This window comes from Paenibacillus sp. Y280 (genome assembly GCF_056786335.1).
In genome coordinates this window covers 58561-76563 of sequence record NZ_JBXCIW010000012.1, presented here as the reverse complement: position 1 = coordinate 76563, position 18003 = coordinate 58561, and the positions used below count along the sequence as shown (strand labels likewise).

Sequence of the window (18003 nt, the reverse complement as noted above, 5' to 3'; positions counted from 1 at the left end):
GAAAAGAATCGCTGTGCTCCCCTTTTTAAGCAATTGTCCCAAACTTATTTTTTGCAGCGTGAAAAATAACGGGCTCCTCAATTGTATTACTAATGAAAGGGGGACATCAGGTGAACGATTCATATGAGCTCAATGAATCCGTCCGCAAAGCAGTGGTCAACTAAAGCTGCTAGCAGACCAACCGCATTCTCATAGGGATGCGGTTTTTATAAAAATGTCCACAGAATGTTCACTTATGTGGAGGTTTCCATTATCGCTATAATAGCAGGGGTAATTAGAAAGGATGATGGAAAATGCCAACAACTAAGAAAGAAGATTTTTATTTTGGGCTAATGATGTGCTGTGGGATGGTTGTATTCATGACTTTTTATAATTTATTTACACACGGCTTGATTGGTACGGTATCCTTGAAAGAAATACTTACTCAACTTGTTCTAGTCTTTATTATTGCGTTCGTACTGGAATTATTTATTGTCGGCCCAGTGGCCAAAAAAATCGCTTTTTCATTACCATATGACAAGTCTAAGAAGGTATTTGTAATTCTATCCCTTGCCTTTTTTATGGTGAGTGGAATGGTACTTTGTATGTCTCTTTATGGATTGGGGAGTGCTTACTTTTCCGACAGTCTGATTGGAGAATCCTTGCTTGCCAGTTACTTTTCTTTAGTGTTAAGAAATTTTATTTTTGCTTTTCCTCTTCAGCTCATCGTTGTGGGCCCGATTGTTCGGTATTTATTTGTTAAATTCGTTAAAGATAAAGGCGTTTCGGGAACTAAAATACAAAAGACATCCGGGCAGATTAGATGAGTAAGCACGATTATAAGGAGGACTTCCATATGCCTTCGAAGAAATTTAAATATAAAATATTTCGTTGGGAAGTCGGGGTGTTAGTATGGAATTAATGTATAAAGGTTTTTTAATAAGCGATGATAAATCAAAGCTTAAAATCGAAACGATTTGTGGTTTCTTGTCCAGGAGCTACTGGGCGAATAAAAGACCAGCTGAAATAACAGAAAAAGCCATAAACAACTCGGTTTGCTATGGAATATATCATGAAGATAAGCAGGTCGGTTTTGCCCGTGTAGTCACGGACTGGACAACGATTTATTATTTATGTGATGTTTTCATTGATGAAGAATATAGGGGTTCGGGTTTAGGGAAGAAATTGATAGAAGTAATAACAAAAGAATATGAAGGAATGATGGGCTTGCTCGGTACGTTAGATGGTCATGGACTCTACGAAAAGTATGGATTTATGAGAAATGCTGAACGTTTTATGAATAGAAGACCTAACTAGCGGATAACTAGAGCTTAAAAACCATCCCAATTGTTTCGAATAAAATTCCGAAGAAGCAGCAGCCAAAATCATGGATAAAATAAATGCAGGCATGTGAGCAATCTAGCTTATGAAATCGTATATAGATTGAACTAAACATTGAGAGAGCACCCTGATAGATGCTCTTTTTTATTTTGCCCAAAACATGCCCTGCTAATAGCGTATAGATGAAGCTTCCCCTGAGTTTTTGAATCGCGAACGCGAAAATTTACCACATTCATACATTGTTTTAACAAATATGCTTATTTTAGATAACCTAGAGAAAATAATGACGATCTATACTTTAAAAGGGTAAAACAACAAGAATTCATAACAACCCACATTATTCCACATGGGAGTGAAAGAGAGATTATGAAACTTTGGTTAAAGAAAGAGTTAGTTGTAGGCCTTGTTCTATCTGTGTTCGTTCTATTGCTTGCTGCATGTGGGGGTAATAACAAAGAAGAAGCAGTTAATGAGAGTGCTGTAGTTGAAGAAGTCTCGCTAGCTGATCTGGAGAAAAACGCGAAGGAAGAAGGCACTGTCGTAAGTGTCGGAATGCCGGATACTTGGGCGAACTGGAAGGACACTTGGGTTGATTTGCAAACGAAGTACTCGCTATCGCACACAGATACGGATATGTCGAGCGCGGAGGAAATCGCCAAGTTTGAGGCTGAGAAAGACAAGCCGACTGCGGATATCGGCGATGTAGGTATTGCATTCGGATCGGTTGCGATAGATAAAGGTGTAACGCAAGCTTATAAAACTTCCTATTGGGATGAAATTCCCGATTGGGCTAAAGATACAGACGGGCATTGGATCGTAGGATACCAAGGTTCGATTTCGTTCCTAACCAATACAAAGCTTGTCCAAACGCCGCCCCAAAGCTGGGAAGATCTTAAAAACGGCACTTACAAAATCATTGTTGGCGACGTAACGAAAGCCGCGCAAGCACAAATGGCTGTATTGGCTGCTGCGATTGCTTTTGGCGGAGACGAGTCCAATATTGAACCGGGAATTGCTTATTTCGAGGAACTTGCGAAGAATGGCCGCCTATCCAATGCGGAAGCAAGCCTGGCAAATATCGAAAAAGGTGAAGTTGAGGTTACGCTTCTATGGGACTTTAACGCCCTGAACAATAGAGATCAGTTGGGTAAGGATCAATTCAATGTAGCTATTCCTAAAGAAGGCAGCGTTGTGAGTGGTTACGCCACAATCATCAACAAATACGCTCCGCATCCAAATGCGGCGAAGCTGGCTCGCGAATATATTTTGAGCGATGCAGGTCAGATCAACTTGGCTAAGGGTTATGCAAGACCGATCCGCGAAAGCGTTAAGCTTCCTGATGACGTAGCGGCAAAGCTGCTGCCTGCTGATGCGTATGCTAACGTTAAGCCAGTTGGCGATTTCAAGGTTTGGGAAGAAACGGCTAAAAAATTGCCGCAGCTTTGGCAGGAACGTGTTCTTGTACACATGAACTAATTGCTGAAAGCTTCAAGCTTAAACAGGATAGCCTATAATGGAGCGTCTTCGTCTTCTTGTCGAAGACGCCCCCTTTTATTTATTAGGAGGAGAGTATGCAGGCATGAGGCGTAGAAATCGGTGGATATTTCTGGGACTAGTCCCTTTTGTAGTGATGATTGTCGCGTTTCAATTCGCTCCGATCATGTCTATGCTGACCGGGAGCTTAAAACAGGAAGATGGTTCGGGCTTTACGTTCAGCTTTTACGCTAGAATTGTTCAAAGTGAGTACTATTTAAAGGCGATTACGAACAGCCTGCTCATTTCTTTATCCGCAAGTGTGGTCGGTATCGTTATCGGACTCATTTGCGCTTACTCCATCACGCGATTCTCGCCAAAGATGCGTGATCGGCTACTTATGCTCTCCAATATGACCTCGAATTTTGCAGGTGTTCCGCTCGCCTTTGCTTATATTATCCTGCTGGGCAGCAATGGGGTATTTACGCTCCTTTTTAAGCAGTGGGGCTGGGATGTATTTACCGAATTTGATTTGTATAGCTGGACAGGACTTATTTTGGTTTATGTTTACTTTCAGGTTCCGCTTGCCTTGCTGCTGCTGTATCCCTCCTTCTATGGGATTCGCGATCAATGGAAAGAGGCGGCATCTCTGCTCGGAGCGAGCAATTGGAAATTTTGGGCCACAATCGGCATACCAGTTCTGACGCCAGCCGTCTTCGGAACGTTAGGCATTCTCTTCGCGAACGCGATGGGCGCTTATTCAACGGCTTATGCTTTGGTCGGGGGAAATTATAATTTGCTTGCGATCAGGATTGGCTCCCTCGTAACAGGTGATGTAGTGAACGAGCCGCAGCTTGGCAATGCCCTTGCGGTTATTCTAGCGTTGTCTACCTTATTGGCCGTTTTTCTTAATCATAAAATGGTCCAGCGTTCCCAATTGTTTCAATCGAATTCATCCACAGTAAAAGTCCGTAAGCGCCGGCAATCAATGCGACAATTGGCAACCGTTGTGAAGGAGGAGCTGTGATGGCGAACACCGTGAAGAAGACGGGCTTGACGCATCGGCTGCTGATGCTGGCGCTCATGATTTATTTGCTGCTTCCCTTACTAGGTACTCTCATCTATGCGTTCGCCAAAGAATGGCAGACGACCATCCTTCCTACACGCTGGACGACGGAATGGTTCAGCGAGATGTTTCAAGATATTCGGTTTCTGGATGCGCTGTGGACCTCTCTATATTTATGTGCTATAAGCGTAGCGCTTAGCTTGGTCATTATGCTGCCTGCCGTATTTATCATTACGGTTTACTTGCCAAAGTGGGAGACGTTTATGAAGGGGATCGTTGTTCTTCCATACGCTGTACCTGGCGTCGTGGCAGCGGTCGGACTCATTCGTGCTTACTCCTCCGGTCCAATTGATATTGCTGGAACAGCTTATATTTTAATAGGGGCCTACTTTGTCGTCATTCTTCCCTATATGTATCAAGGTATTCGCAACAGCCTGCTTACCGTGTCAGCGGTTGATCTGCTTAACTCAGCAGAAATGCTTGGTGCTAGTCGAACAAAAGCGTTCGTTAACGTAATCCTGCCGAACATCTGGCCGGGCGTTATTACCTCAATATTATTATCTTTTTCCGTGCTATTCGGCGAGTTTGTCCTGACCAATATGCTGGTCGGCGGACATATTCATACGATACAGGTTTACCTTTATCAACGGCTCGGAGAAAGCGGACACATGGCCAGTGCAATCGCGATTTCCTATTTCATATTTATTTTAGTGCTATCTATGATCCTAATGAAGCTTGGCCAAAAAATGAATAAGGGGATTCAAGGATGAACGCGTATTTGGAACTGCAGGGCATTCATAAGCAATTTGGCAGCACAAATGTGTTGAACAGTGTTGATTTGCAAATCCGCGAGGGAGAGCTCGTGACGCTGCTCGGGCCATCGGGCTGCGGGAAGAGCACGCTGCTTCGCTGTATTGCAGGCCTGACGGAAATAGATGGCGGGCAAATTATTTTAGATAAAAAAAATATCGTGAATCTTCCGCCTCGCAACCGGGAAATCGGAATGGTCTTTCAATCCTATGCCTTGTTCCCCAATCTAACCGTCAGTGAAAATATCCAATACGGGATGAAAATGAGAGGGGTCGCCAAAGCAGAAAGAACAAAACGGTCGGAGGAATTGCTTGCTATTATTGATCTTGAAGATAAGCGCAATGCCTACCCCCAGCATCTCTCGGGCGGCCAACAGCAGCGTGTAGCGCTTGCTCGTTCACTTGCCGTTCAGCCTAAGGTACTTCTGCTCGATGAGCCGCTGAGCGCGTTGGATGCCAAAATCCGTAAAAATTTGCGGACTGAAATCCGCGATATTCAGAAACGTTTTAATATGACAACGATATTTGTAACGCATGATCAAGAAGAAGCGTTAATTTTATCCGATCGGGTATGTCTCATGAATAAGGGCAGCATTGTGCAAGAGGGAGCCCCGGAAGAGATCTACTCCGCGCCAAAAACGGAGTTTGTTGCTCGTTTCATGGGAAGCTACAACGTATTGACCAAACCTGAGGCATTAAGACTGTTTGAGCAGTTGGACAGTTCAGCGGAAAGCTTCGCTATTCGGCCTGAATCGGTTATTCTCTTGAGTGAGGAAGCACGTAATGAAGCGCTAAGCGAGGGTAAACGTATTGTCGATGGGACGATCTATTCGGTCTCCATACTCGGCAATATTATCCGATATGCGATAGATGCAGAAGGTGTAAGGCTGACTATCGATGCGCTTAACGACGGCCGTTCGCTGCGATTAGGGGAAAATAGTCGTGTAAGCTTGGCCTTGGATCATTCCCAGCTCTTGCATCTGGAGAGGGAGGGAGCATGATCGATACCTCACAAAGGCTGATTGTCGTTGTCCTTGATGGATTAAGATATGATTCCGCACGAAAATATTTAGGTTACATGGAGCATCTTGTTGAGCAAGGACAGGTCAATTGTTATCAGGTTCAATCTGAGCTTCCGAGTCTTTCGCGTCCGCTGTACGAAGTATTGCTAACGGGGACGCCAGCTGCGAGAAACGGCATCACAGCTAATCATATTGTGAGATTAAGCCAGGAGCAGAGCGTGTTCCATCTCGCATCCAACGCAGGTTTAAGAACGGCTGCTGCAGCTTATCACTGGGTTAGCGAGCTGTATAATTCAGCGCCATACAACATCATCGCAGATCGCCATCAGCATGACGAGAGCAAGCCGATTCAACATGGTATTTTCTATTTCGAGGATCACTATCCGGACAGTCATTTGTTCGTTGACGCCGAATATTTGCGTACAACCTATGACCCTCATTTCTTATACATCCACACGATGAATATAGATGACGTGGGACACAAATACGGCGGGGAAAGCAAGCAATATGAAGCAGCGGTTCGTGCAATTGATGGCATGCTTGCAACTTTGGTTCCATTATGGCTATCGCAAGGCTACCGAATTATCGTGACTGCCGATCATGGGATGAATGCGACTGGTTATCATGGCGGGACGGAAGACGAGGAGCGGCATGTACCGCTCTATATTTGCGGTGAACCTCCTCAATGGCCAATGAAAAAAAATAGCAAAACTGTACCACAGCTTCTGCTTGCTCCGTTAATGTGCCACTACCTTGGACTGAAACAATCTGAGGCGATGATCAACTGGAAAGTTCAAAGCAGCAAGGGATAGCCACACCAAGAAAGTACAGTTTGCAGAAAAAAGGAAGGAGGCTCAGCCTCCTTCCTCTTTCTGTTGTTCTTTAAGCAACCTAAACCTAAAAAACCGACTAAATCCGAGGAATATAGTGTCCACTAAACTGTAAATAGATGTATATTATAGTGCCTAAGCATCTAGTGAAATGGTGGAATTATATTTATAATATAAAAAAAGGTAGTGTAGGAGGTGTTTTACACGTTTTAAAGTTTAAGCGCTTTAATTTTATTGTAAGGAAGTATCAAAAAAATCTAATTTTATGAGGAGCTGTTTCGTTATGAACAAAAAAATTCGTAAAGCTTTAACGTTTGTTACTTCGGTAGGGGTGCTGCTATCCCTCTACTCCATTCCGGTGCAAGCGGCTACGACGATTAATGTGAGTACGGCTGCAGGTCTGAAAACTGCTTTGGCTAATGCCAAACCGGGGCATGAAATTGTACTCGCACCAGGAACGTACACAGGAATCTTTTCTGCCAAATCAAATGGAACCGCATCCAATCGGATCGTATTAAGAAGCCAAAGTACTACAAACCCTGCCATATTGTCTGGTCCGAGCATTAATAGCGATTATGAATTACATCTCACTGGGGATTACTGGACGGTGAAAAATGTTAAAATAAGAAATTCGGCAAAAGGAATCGTACTCGACAATTCGAACAATACGATACTCGATGGCGTTGAAGTCTACGATATTGGAGCGGAAGGGGTTCATTTCCGCGATGGCAGCTCAAACGGAACTATTCAAAACTCCTATATTCATGATACGGGTAAAACGGCGCCAGGCTACGGGGAAGGCGTCTATATTGGAACGGCAGAAAAGGATTGGGGAAAATACAATAAAGCTACAAATAACAACACGATCCGCAATGTGAAAATCGGGCCGAACGTAAGAGGCGAGAGCATCGATATCAAAGAGGGAACAACAGGAACCTTAATTGAAAACAATACGTTTAATGGCACTGGCATCAGCAATGTGCATGTGGATGACAGCTTTATCGATGTAAAGGGTAAAAATGTCATTATCCGCAACAACACGGGTTACCGCAACAATAACAGTAAAGTCGTTGACGCCATTCAAATTCATAAGATCGTTAACGGCTACGGCGTCAATATTCAGATCACAAACAATACGTTCCATCTAGATAACAGCAGCGCATATGTGGTCAATGCAAGCGGCGGAACTTCGGCAACGGCTTCAGGAAATAAGCGCTTGCCTGCTGGCAATATGTATAAAGGAAGTGTTACGGTTAAATAAGATTTATCAATTAAGCAAGTGTGGAATGGGGAAGGAGGCCGAAGCCTCCTTCCTTTTTTTGCATGCCGCCTTCCTTAATAATAGTAAGATTGTATTAGATGTGAAGAGGACAATATTAGAATCGCGGTAGAACCTCGTCTATAATACAGGGTATAAAACGATAGAAGTGAGGCGGCAACATGACGGCTGAAGCAGTTTGGAAGGGAAATACCAACCAGGCAATCTGCGCATTTACCTTTGATGACGGTCCTTCCCAGCTCCCACTGGAACTGTGGCTAGATGTTCTAGAGGAGGAAGATGCCATTGGTACCTTTTTCTTCACCGGAGAATGGATCGACAGGTACCCGAATAAGGCGAGAGAAATTCTTTCCCGAGGACATGTGCTTGCCCCCCATACGTATCATCATCGCCGGATGGCGCAGGTGCCAAAGTCTGTCTTTCTAGAGGAGCTGAAGCTGACTGAGCTGGCTTATCAGGATGCAACAGGTCTACCGTGTCCAACCTTTATGCGTTTTCCTTATTGCTCGTACCGGGAGGAAAATCTAGAATGGCTGGCTGAGTGGAACGGATATCTGGATATTGAAGGAATCGACTCCGGAGATTGGGCAGGCGTACCTGCTGAGAATATCGTTGCAAAGGTTGAGCCCGGCCTTGTTAACGGGGCGATTGTCGTTATGCACAGCAATGATATTGCGAAGCACTCTCCAGAGGCCTTAAGAGAGTTAATTCGGATTGCAAAGCAAAGAGGTCTGAAAGCCGTAGGCGTACCTGAATTGCTAGACTCTCTTGGACTAGCAGCGGGTCATAAGTCTTGGAAAGTTACAGTCGAGGTTCCTGCTGAGCTGGATCTTCCCGCGGAAAATTGGGTTCCGCTGAAAAACCGTGAGGAGCTTGTAAAGCTGGCAGCCCAAAGTATAGATTGGCATATTCGGCAATATACGCTGTATTTCAAATCCGAATGTGAATGGCTTAAGCATCTGGAAAATTCTCTTCATGAGTTTCGCATTATTGAGGATCGTCAATTGTTTCATTTGTGGGAATTTAGCGGTTCTTATTGGGGTTATGTTCGCGCAGGCGTCATGAAAGACACGCTTGTATTACTCGATTTCGCGGCTAAGGAGGCGCAGGCTGATACGTTGGTCTATTTGCTGCGCTGGGCTGCGGAGACTGCGGCAAAACTTGGCTTGACACGAATTGAGGCAAGGCATGATATTCGTAGAATAAACCAAATGTGCAGGCAGCTAGGCTGGCAATCTGAGATTTTGGAAGATCAATAAAGTAAAGGGGCAGCCAATTTATAGGCGGCCCCTTCTGTCTTACATTTCAGTCGGATAGCTGCGATCAATAACGAAGCTTGCAGCGTCGCTGCGGATGTAACCAATACTGTATTCAACGGGAGCGTCCTTTTTGGTGAAAGCGACGGTTTTCATACGGAAAATGGGGGAGCCTGCTTTTATTTGCAGCAATGCGGCGATATCCGGTTCAACGATAATGGGCTCAATCGTTTCCACAGAACGAAGGATTGGCTTGCCATACTTCTCCTTCAGAAGCTTAAACAAGGAGCCGGTGCAATCTTCATTGGTGAGGGCTGGAGCCACATGCCAAGGAATGTAAGACATTTCATAGACAACCGGCTCATCATCGGCGAGACGCAGGCGATTAACTTTAGTAATGGGGGACTGGGCAGGTACTTGAAGCAAATGGTCAAAGGGCGGTTCTGCGGGAATAACGCCGGTCTCGAGCACCTTGCTCGCTGACCGTTTTCCAAGCTCCTGCATATGATCCGCGAAGCTATGCAATGGAGCAAGCGTGCGATGAGTAATTTTATTATTTGTGACAAACGTGCCTCGGCCCTGTACTTTGCGTATATGCCCTTCCAAGTACAACTGCTGCATAGCTAACCGAATGGTCGTTCGACTGACTCCATACATGCTGCAGAGGTCGGGCTCGGTGGGCAGCTTGTCGCCGGTTTGATATACGCCAGCACGGATATCCTCCAACAGCTTGCTCTTGACTTGTGCATATAGAGATGAATGTTTTGGCTCAGACATCCGAATCCCTCCCAGCTTAATCTAGTTATTGCCATTGTAGGGTGAGTTGTTCTGAAATGCAATAACCATGTTCAGTATGAGGTTGAAGATAATAACAAATGTTTTTCATTTACAAAAGGTAATGATGAATATTATAATTTAATCAGTTGTTACTACAAATGGGTGAATAGCTAACACATAAGTCAGTTTGCTGTGGAAAAGAGGAGAAGCTCAGGTGAAGTCATTAGCAAGCTATTATTTTTTATTTTTTCTGTCCATGTCTGTTGTTATGCCGTATACGAGCCTTTATTTTAGCGACAGAGGCTTTAGCCACACCACCGTTGGTCTCATTTTGTCGTTATGGGCTTTGGTAAGTATCGTTGCCCAGCCCGTTATGGGTATGATCAATGATCGTATTAACAATCCGCGGAAAATCATGATGGTTTGCGCCATAGCGGCTCCTGTACTGAGTTTGGGATTCTATTTTATGAATGGACTCGCGGCTATACTCGTTTTATCCGTTTTTTTCGCTTGGTTTCAATCCTCTGGAGGACCGATTGGCGATGCCATGGCGGTGGAGATTGCCAGCCAAAAAGGGTTTTCATTCGGTAGCGTTAGGCTGTGGGGCGCGTTAAGCTTTGCGATAGGGACCTTCGCTTCAAGCATTCTATATGAAAAGTTCGGCTACAACGATATTTTCATTTACTATATCGTCTTAAATATAACGGTCTGCTTGGCGATTATGCTGCTTCCTTCAGCCCAGATTACTCGTAAAAGAGTGACGATATTCGGACAAATGGGCGAGGTTGTTCGCAATAAGCGCTTTATGATATTTGTAATCACAAGCATGCTCATGATGATGTCCGCATCCATTAATATGAACTTCTTGCCGTTATACTTTAAGGAATTGGGCTTTAATAAGAGCTGGATCGGAAGTGCATATGCGATCGCTGCCTTAATTGAGGTGCCTATGTTCTGGGTAGCGACCAAGCTTAGCAAAAGAATAGGCAGATATCAGCTGCTATGCATAGCAGCTCTGATTTATAGTATTCAATTTTTCACTATGTTTAGTTTCGCTAACGTCTCATTGACACTAGCGGCTCAACTGTTGAATGGAATTGCGTTTGCCTTCGTGGCTGGCACATCTGTAGAAATTGTACATAGCTATGCGACAGAGGGAACGAAAGCGACAATGCAAACGGTTTATGCAGCAGTAGCATGGGGCCTTGGAGGCATTGTCGGCAATGCGATGGGAGGAATGGTTGTCGATCGCTTTGGGGCACAGTCTCTATATTTAATTTTGTTCGGTTTATGTATGGCGGCTTCCTTGCTCTTTATAGTGAACAAGAATCACCAGAAATCTGTCGCGCCGGCTCTTGAAGCTTAATGGCGAGCGGATGCTAGAAAGTTGAATGACAAAGGTCGTCTCTTGCGAGAGCGGCCTTTTTTCTTGTCAACCATTCGAACATCAACGTTGCATTGCGTTTGCATCCATAATCTCTCAGCATTATTAAATTACAATATTATACTTATATTATATTTTTTATTTGTTTTATTTGCTGGAAAATGATTTTGTTAAGAAATTGTATGGTTTGCTCCAAACATATAGACATAGAAGGGGAAAATCTATTACTTTAGACATGTATCAAAAAAAAACAGAATTGGAGGTCAGCACTAGTAGCATAGCATGCTATAGGCAAATGTACGAACAACATTATAACGGAGGTTTATAACATGTTATCTAGTAAGTGGGCCAAGCTGGCAACAGCTGTCATCCTGTCTGCAAGCATTTTAGGACAAAATTTCACATCGACAACCGCATATGCAGCAACTGATATACAAGATGTAAAGACCGTAGGCGCAGGCAGCAACGGAAAATGGATGACGGGTGAATATCATGCCCATACGTTCAATTCTAATGATGCGCAGCTATCGCTTAAACAAACGTTAGATGCTGCTTTTGAGACTTATGGCTTGGACTGGCTTGCAATAGCTGACCACCTAAGAACTTCGGATCGGGATGATGAAGGTGTCAATATACCAACTGGACCGGTTCCGCTCTCACAAGCCATCGTCGATTATCAGACTAAGAAAATTAACCAATTGAAAGCCTCTGGTAAATATCCAGGCAAAATTACGTTTACAGGCTTTGAGTGGGATATGCCGACTTATGATCATATGGGAGTAGGCATATTGGATGATAGCATGAAGGCGTCGAGCCAGTTTGAATATTTGTTTTCGAATCGTGATGCAAATATGTTTAAGCTAGAGGATAGAATTGTATGGGATCAGAAGGATAACCGGGCGTTTTCAAATGCTGCGGATGCTCGGACTGCTGTGCAGTGGCTGAAAACGAATTATGAAAATACAAGCTACATGTTTGTAAATCACCCATCAAGAAAATTAAGAGATGGGAAAACAATATTTCAAATTTCTGATCTTCGCGATTTCAATAATATCGCTCCAAACATCGTTTTCGGGATGGAGGGCATGCCAGGAAATCAGATGGAGCCAGACCGAGGCGGGCTGAATCAAAACAATCCGAAAAACAAGACCTATGGCGGCACTGACTATATGGTTGCGAAGGTTGGCGGCGTATGGGATTCTCTGCTTGGTGAAGGACGCAAGTTCTGGAATTTTGCCAACTCGGATTCACATTTTAAAGTAGCAAATGGTAAGTATTCCAGCGGTTACTTGCCGGGTGAGTATACGAAAAACTATACCTGGATAGAAGGCAATAATATGGCAGCGGTGCTAGAAGGCATGCGTTCAGGTAAATCGTTCTCCGTACATGGCGATTTGATCAATGCATTAGATTTCAATATTACAAACGAAACAAGCAAAGGCGAGATGGGACAAGACCTTAAAGTGAAAGAAGGCGACTCTCTCAAGCTTACGATTCGTTTTAAAAGCCCTAATACAAACAACTATGCTGTCATTAAAAGTGATGATCCAAGCGTAAATGCAAAATATACTCATACAAGTAGTGTTACTAATGCCGTTTATGTAGATCATGTTGATTTGATTGCAGGCGATGTTACAGGCATGACTACGCCAGGAACAGTTGGCTACAACAAAGATACGAATGATTCGACGAAGGTCATTAAAAGATTCACGAGCAAAGACTGGACAACGGATGCAGAAGGCTATAATGTCATTACGTATAATCTAGGCTCTGCAAGCAAGAACCAGTATTTCAGACTTAGAGGAACAAATCTTGACGTCAATGTAGCTGGGGAAACAGAAAACGGCGAACCGCTTATTGATAACCCAACACTTGATGATAACAATATTACCGATGAATTTGCACGGCATTTGAAACGGTTTAACGAAGTTAATGATCGGAACTATAAGGATCTGTGGTTCTATTCGAATCCAATCTTCGTTACAAGCGTGCCGAACGACAATAGTGAAGCAGTTAGCAAAACGCTGAGTGCAATTGATTTGGGAAATACGAACGCACTTGAATCGGATATTAAGCTGCCGCAAACTGGGAAGTTTAATGCGAGTCTTTCATGGAAAAGCTCGAACAATCTGGTGCTCGGCGATGATGGTAAGATTGTATTCCGTCCGAAAAAAGATACATTAGTTACCTTGACTGCAACGTCAACTCGCGGCAATGTCACTAATACCAAAGTATTTAATGCGACGGTGAAGGGTGCGGAAAACGCTGCAGGATTAACGCTTAAAGGTTCGCTAAAGACAGTCGATGACCAAATTTACAAAAGTGGCGATTGGACGAACAAAAACGTGATTGCAAGCGTATATGCTTCCGTCAACGCGCCGGTTACCATTGCAGAATTGTCTTTGTCGAAGGATGGCGGTAAAACTTATTTGCCTTACACAAACGACACCAAGATAACCGTGTCGCAGGAAGGCGAGAACACACTGTTGTTCAAAGCAACAGATACGATCGGCAACGACATCTCGTGGACTGTTAAAGCGAATATTGACCGCACAAAACCAGTCATTACTCTTGTTGGAGAAAAGACGATCGATTTACCTTTTGGGGATAAGTATCATGAACAGGGTTCGACAGTAACGGATAATTTGGATCCACTCGTTAAGGTAACCGTTACAGGATCGGTTTACTTTACGATAGCCGGTAAGTATGAAGTGAAGTATAACGTAACAGATCGCGCAGGGAACGCTGCGGATGTAGTTACTCGTACTGTAAATGTGAAAGAAGAAGCAGGTGGAGGTTCTACGCCACCTTCGAAAGTTGATCCAAAGCCAGATCCAAAACCAGAGCCAAAGCCAGAGCCAAAGCCAGAGCCGAAGCCAGAGAAGCCTGTTACTGCGGTAGAGGTAGATTTGGATGCTTCTAAAGGTACAGAAGGTTCAGTTAAAGATGTTGTAGTCTTCAAAGTACCAGCCGACGCGCTTTCTGCTGACGGAAAAATCAGCGTGAAGGTAGTAGAAGAAAGCAAAGTCCCTTCGGCCGGCAAGCTTGAATCGCTTAGCCAAACGGTTGAGTTCATAAGCACGTCAGGCAGCAAGTTCAACAAGCCTGTCGAAATCAGCTTCAATTACAAGCCGGAGCAAGTTCAATCGGGCAAGAAACCGGCTATCTATTACTACCACGAGCAGCAAAAACGTTGGATTTATGTCGGCGGAGAAGTAAAAGCAGATGGTACAATCGCAGTCAGCGTTAATCATTTTACAAAATTTGCGGTTTTCCAAGCTGAGCCGAAAGTGCTCTCCGATATGAAGACGAACTGGGCTGCTCCATATACGGATCGTTTGATTGGCATGAATGTTATTCAAGGTTATGAGGACAACACATTCCGTCCTGCAGCGACCGTAACACGCGCAGCATTCGCGAAAATGATTGTAGGGGCACTGGGTCTTCCGGTTGCTTCAGGAAATACAAGCTTTGCGGATAACAGCGACATTCCTGCATGGGCTAGAGCTGAAGTAGCCGCTGCTGTAAAAGCAGGCATTTTGAAAGGCTACGAACAAAATGGCAAAATGTTCTTCAAAGCGAGCCAAACGATTACACGCGCAGAAATGTCTGTGATGATCGCGAACGCTTTGAATGCCAAAGAGGCAAGCGCGAAGCATTCGTTTAAAGATGCTGCAGCAATTCCAGCTTGGGCGAAAGCCTCCATTAATACGGCTGTAGCTGCGGGCATTTTGAAAGGGAATGACGATCATTCGTTCCAACCAAATCGCGTAGCAACCAGAGCAGAAGCTGCTGCAATGATTTACAGATTGCTTGATAGCTTGCATATCTAAACTTACGTTTCATCGGTTCAATTGGGCTTCTTCAAAAGAGTAAGTCAATTGAATCAATCCTATCAGATGTGAAAAAAGAACCTTCAAGCCACTCAAAAAGTGAGCTGAAGGTTCTTTTATTGTTCATTATCAACTAAACGTCAGTCAATACCGTATTATCGGTCAAATATTTTTCAGTCAATATGGACAGCAATTGAATGCCGACCTCATTGTGCCCGCCTTCGGGGATGATCAGGTCGGCATATTTTTTGGACGGCTCGATAAAGGCCTCGTGCATCGGCTTAACGGTCTTCAAGTATTGGTCGTGAACGGACTGAATCGTACGGCCGCGTTCCTCGATATCCCGAAGCACCCGCCGGAGAATACGGACATCGGGGTCTGTATCAACAAATACTTTGATGTCGAGGATCTTTCGGATACTCTCTTCATACAGCACATGAAGTCCTTCAAGAATGACGATGCTGTTCGGTTTAAGCTCTACCGACTCGCCCGAGACACGTGCGAAAAGGGAAAAGTCATAGACCGGCGCGTAGACAGTTTTGCCTTCCCTAAGAAGAAGAAGGTCGTGGGTCAACAGCTCGATGTCAAAGGATAAGGGATGATCGTAATTGATCATCTTGCGTTCTTCCAGGCTAAGATGTATAGGGTTATTATAGTAGTTATCCTGGGAAATGAAAGTGACTTTCTCCGATCCAAGACGATCGATTACAGAGCGCGCAACCGTTGTTTTGCCGGATCCGGTGCCGCCGGCGATTCCAATAATAAGCATGGCGATTAAATAAACCTCCCTAAAAGTGTTGCCGGTGCTATTTCAGCAATTTTAGTATTGTAGCACAGCATTCACTTTTTTTCATCTCGATCGTACAATCAAGCGTATGGAGGGCAAAAAATGAACCATTCGGACAATCAGGCTAACCATATCGAACCATCGTTTTTGCATTATAAAGGACGGCAATATAAGTCGCTGTTGTTTTATACGAGCGGACAGCAGCAAGAAGCGATTCAGCGTGCTTTGAAAAACAGAGTAGATCGGGGCAAAAGCTTGCCCGATACGGAGATTGCTCCCTATTCAAATTTTCACCTCGCCGAGGATAGGCATCAAAAATATTATTTGAAGAGGTTCCCGAATGCCGTTGAGAAGCTCAGTGAATGGTATCCCACTCATGAAGAGTTGACCAATTCCACCGTTGCGGCCCGTTTGAATGGCTTGGCTTAAGGGTATACAAGCTTGGAGCGCATCGTGAACGAGATCGAGAAATGGCAGCTTCAACTGGAATTTAAGAAGAGAATGGTGGAGCTAATCAAGCAAATAAGGTGGTAGGAAATGCTTATTTTTCGCAGATAGGCTGACCAAGCTATTTCTTACGTATGGATTAAAATGGTAAGATGAATGAGACAGGCATTAGATCAAATCGAAGGAGTGGTGATCTTGAAGTATAGAAGACTGGGAAGCACAGGGTTAAATGTATCCGTCATTGGTATTGGAACCTGGCAGTTTGGAGGAGAATGGGGCCGTGAATATTCGCAAAAGGAAGCGGATATGATTCTCGATAAAGGACATGAGCTTGGCATTAATCTCATTGATACCGCAGAATGCTATGGCGATCATCTCTCGGAGTCTTTGATCGGTGATTATATCAGCCGCCGCAATCGCGAGGATTGGATCATTGCGACAAAGTTCGGTCATCACTTCCACGAGCGATTTACTCGCACCGATTCGTTTAATGCTGAGGGAGTAATTGCTCAACTGGATGCATCGCTTAAGGCGCTGCAGCTTGAATACATTGATCTGTACCAATTCCATTCCGGACCGGATCAGCCCTTCGACAACGATGAGCTGTGGACTGGGCTGGATAAGCAAATAGCAGCTGGGAAAATCCGTTTTCTAGGTACGTCGATTGGAAGCAATGACAACCTTCATCAAACGGAGGCTTCCTCCAAAGTGAACTCACGCGTCATACAGGTCGTCTATAACAGGCTTGACCGCAAGCCGGAAGAGCGCGTTTTCCCGACCTGCCAGCAGCAGGATTTGGGTGTGCTTGCACGTGTTCCACTCGCGAGCGGTTATTTGAGCGGCAAATATAAGCCTGGCGCCGTCTTTGGCGAAACAGATGTCCGCCACAGGCATGATGCAGAAAACACACGGCTGAAGCTGCTCGAAGTGGAGCATATTCAGCGTGAAGAGGTTCCGCAAGGCGTAACGATGGCTAGCTGGGCGCTTGCCTGGTGCTTGAAGCATCCTGCGGTTACTGCCGTTATTCCGGGCTGCAAGGATGCTGAGCAGGTTGAAGCCAACGCCAAAGCCGCGGAGCTAATTACCGAGGCGCATCCACAGGATGTCAGCATCTAGCTTCTAGCTGTATTCACGGTACGAGCAGATCGTTTTTGTGAAAATGGTTCTTATTCATGTACTCATGGACAGGAACAGTTGATCCATCGAATATGAAATGAAAAAAAGAAACCGTTTCTTTGGTATGTGGCTGGGTTGAACCTCCACTTTACTAATGAACGGTTTCTTTTTATTTGTTTCAATGAAAACAAGAGCTTGAAACCACGAATGACCGCTATAAGCACGTATGTGCTCTTACAGCCAACAAATCGGGTGTGTTCAGGAGCTGTAAGCACGCATATGCGCTTATAGCATGCTTTTGACGTATGAGCCACCACGATTTACCGCTATAAGCACGTATGTGCTCTTAAAGCCAACAAATCGTGTTTGTTCAGGAGCTGTAAGCACACATATGCGCTTACAGCCTGGTTTTGACGTATTAGTCACCACGATTTACCGCTATAAGCACGTATGTGCTCTTAAAGCCAACAAATCGTGTGTGTTCAGGAGCTGTAAGCACGCATATGCGCTTACAGCCTGGTTTTGACGTATGAGTCACCACGAATGACCGCTATAAGCACGTATATGCTCTTAAAGCCAACAAGTCGTGTGTGTTCCGGTGCAA

At 44.5% G+C, this 18003-nt stretch carries 15 protein-coding genes; 13 read left to right on the top strand and 2 right to left on the bottom strand.

Annotation, left to right across the window (positions count from 1 at the left end; genetic code table 11):
• The first annotated feature begins 293 nt into the window (after positions 1 to 293).
• From AC1TPC_RS16570 to AC1TPC_RS16530, 9 genes are all read left to right on the top strand, one after another.
• Positions 294 to 806, top strand: coding sequence for a DUF2798 domain-containing protein (locus tag AC1TPC_RS16570; RefSeq protein WP_482067930.1), 513 nt, complete (start codon positions 294 to 296; stop codon positions 804 to 806).
• Between the two features lie 85 nt (positions 807 to 891).
• The gene (locus tag AC1TPC_RS16565) at positions 892 to 1296 is read left to right on the top strand and encodes a GNAT family N-acetyltransferase (protein WP_482067929.1); all 405 of its coding nucleotides are present in this window, start codon (positions 892 to 894) and stop codon (positions 1294 to 1296) included.
• Positions 1297 to 1686: 390 nt separating this feature from the next.
• On the top strand, positions 1687 to 2796 hold the full coding sequence (locus AC1TPC_RS16560) for an ABC transporter substrate-binding protein (RefSeq protein ID WP_482067928.1): 1110 nt from the start codon (positions 1687 to 1689) through the stop codon (positions 2794 to 2796).
• Between the two features lie 103 nt (positions 2797 to 2899).
• Positions 2900 to 3820, top strand: a complete 921-nt coding sequence (locus AC1TPC_RS16555) for an ABC transporter permease (RefSeq protein WP_482067927.1) — start codon at positions 2900 to 2902, stop codon at positions 3818 to 3820.
• Positions 3820 to 4629, top strand: coding sequence for an ABC transporter permease (locus AC1TPC_RS16550; protein WP_482067926.1), 810 nt, complete (start codon positions 3820 to 3822; stop codon positions 4627 to 4629). Before AC1TPC_RS16555 ends, AC1TPC_RS16550 begins: the two co-directional genes overlap by 1 nt.
• On the top strand, positions 4626 to 5669 hold the full coding sequence (locus tag AC1TPC_RS16545; protein ID WP_482067925.1) for an ABC transporter ATP-binding protein: 1044 nt from the start codon (positions 4626 to 4628) through the stop codon (positions 5667 to 5669). Before AC1TPC_RS16550 ends, AC1TPC_RS16545 begins: the two co-directional genes overlap by 4 nt.
• Positions 5666 to 6502, top strand: a complete 837-nt coding sequence (locus AC1TPC_RS16540) for an alkaline phosphatase family protein (RefSeq protein ID WP_482067924.1) — start codon at positions 5666 to 5668, stop codon at positions 6500 to 6502. The genes AC1TPC_RS16545 and AC1TPC_RS16540 overlap by 4 nt, the downstream gene beginning before the upstream one ends.
• A gap of 301 nt (positions 6503 to 6803) precedes the next feature.
• On the top strand, positions 6804 to 7781 hold the full coding sequence (locus tag AC1TPC_RS16535) for a right-handed parallel beta-helix repeat-containing protein (protein WP_482067923.1): 978 nt from the start codon (positions 6804 to 6806) through the stop codon (positions 7779 to 7781).
• A gap of 179 nt (positions 7782 to 7960) precedes the next feature.
• A complete protein-coding gene (locus AC1TPC_RS16530; protein WP_482067922.1) occupies positions 7961 to 9058 on the top strand; it encodes a polysaccharide deacetylase family protein in 1098 nt (365 codons plus the stop codon).
• Between the two features lie 39 nt (positions 9059 to 9097).
• On the opposite strand, the gene AC1TPC_RS16525 is transcribed toward AC1TPC_RS16530, so the two are convergent.
• Positions 9098 to 9832: a GntR family transcriptional regulator gene (locus AC1TPC_RS16525; protein WP_482067921.1), complete on the bottom strand. Its 735-nt coding sequence runs from the start codon at positions 9830 to 9832 to the stop codon at positions 9098 to 9100.
• A 214-nt stretch (positions 9833 to 10046) separates the two neighbouring features.
• Between AC1TPC_RS16525 and AC1TPC_RS16520 the strand changes: the two genes are divergently transcribed.
• Entirely contained in the window at positions 10047 to 11198 is a 1152-nt protein-coding gene (locus AC1TPC_RS16520; protein ID WP_482067920.1) for an MFS transporter, read from the top strand.
• A gap of 347 nt (positions 11199 to 11545) precedes the next feature.
• On the top strand, positions 11546 to 15049 hold the full coding sequence (locus tag AC1TPC_RS16515; RefSeq protein ID WP_482067919.1) for an S-layer homology domain-containing protein: 3504 nt from the start codon (positions 11546 to 11548) through the stop codon (positions 15047 to 15049).
• Between the two features lie 133 nt (positions 15050 to 15182).
• On the opposite strand, the gene udk is transcribed toward AC1TPC_RS16515, so the two are convergent.
• Entirely contained in the window at positions 15183 to 15818 is a 636-nt protein-coding gene (gene udk / locus AC1TPC_RS16510) for a uridine kinase (protein ID WP_482067918.1), read from the bottom strand.
• Positions 15819 to 15938: 120 nt separating this feature from the next.
• On the opposite strand from udk, the gene AC1TPC_RS16505 reads away from it, so the two are divergent.
• Positions 15939 to 16265: a peptide-methionine (S)-S-oxide reductase gene (locus AC1TPC_RS16505; RefSeq protein WP_482067917.1), complete on the top strand. Its 327-nt coding sequence runs from the start codon at positions 15939 to 15941 to the stop codon at positions 16263 to 16265.
• A 213-nt stretch (positions 16266 to 16478) separates the two neighbouring features.
• On the top strand, positions 16479 to 17399 hold the full coding sequence (locus tag AC1TPC_RS16500) for an aldo/keto reductase (protein WP_482067916.1): 921 nt from the start codon (positions 16479 to 16481) through the stop codon (positions 17397 to 17399).
• The last annotated feature ends 604 nt before the right edge of the window (positions 17400 to 18003 follow it).

Coding starts and splice junctions, on each gene's coding strand:
- AC1TPC_RS16570 (WP_482067930.1), top strand. CDS start 294: ATGCCAACAACTAAGAAAGAAGATTTTTATTTTGGGCTAATGATGTGC.
- AC1TPC_RS16565 (WP_482067929.1), top strand. CDS start 892: ATGGAATTAATGTATAAAGGTTTTTTAATAAGCGATGATAAATCAAAG.
- AC1TPC_RS16560 (WP_482067928.1), top strand. CDS start 1,687: ATGAAACTTTGGTTAAAGAAAGAGTTAGTTGTAGGCCTTGTTCTATCT.
- AC1TPC_RS16555 (WP_482067927.1), top strand. CDS start 2,900: ATGAGGCGTAGAAATCGGTGGATATTTCTGGGACTAGTCCCTTTTGTA.
- AC1TPC_RS16550 (WP_482067926.1), top strand. CDS start 3,820: ATGGCGAACACCGTGAAGAAGACGGGCTTGACGCATCGGCTGCTGATG.
- AC1TPC_RS16545 (WP_482067925.1), top strand. CDS start 4,626: ATGAACGCGTATTTGGAACTGCAGGGCATTCATAAGCAATTTGGCAGC.
- AC1TPC_RS16540 (WP_482067924.1), top strand. CDS start 5,666: ATGATCGATACCTCACAAAGGCTGATTGTCGTTGTCCTTGATGGATTA.
- AC1TPC_RS16535 (WP_482067923.1), top strand. CDS start 6,804: ATGAACAAAAAAATTCGTAAAGCTTTAACGTTTGTTACTTCGGTAGGG.
- AC1TPC_RS16530 (WP_482067922.1), top strand. CDS start 7,961: ATGACGGCTGAAGCAGTTTGGAAGGGAAATACCAACCAGGCAATCTGC.
- AC1TPC_RS16525 (WP_482067921.1), bottom strand. CDS start 9,832: ATGTCTGAGCCAAAACATTCATCTCTATATGCACAAGTCAAGAGCAAG.
- AC1TPC_RS16515 (WP_482067919.1), top strand. CDS start 11,546: ATGTTATCTAGTAAGTGGGCCAAGCTGGCAACAGCTGTCATCCTGTCT.
- udk (WP_482067918.1), bottom strand. CDS start 15,818: ATGCTTATTATTGGAATCGCCGGCGGCACCGGATCCGGCAAAACAACG.
- AC1TPC_RS16505 (WP_482067917.1), top strand. CDS start 15,939: ATGAACCATTCGGACAATCAGGCTAACCATATCGAACCATCGTTTTTG.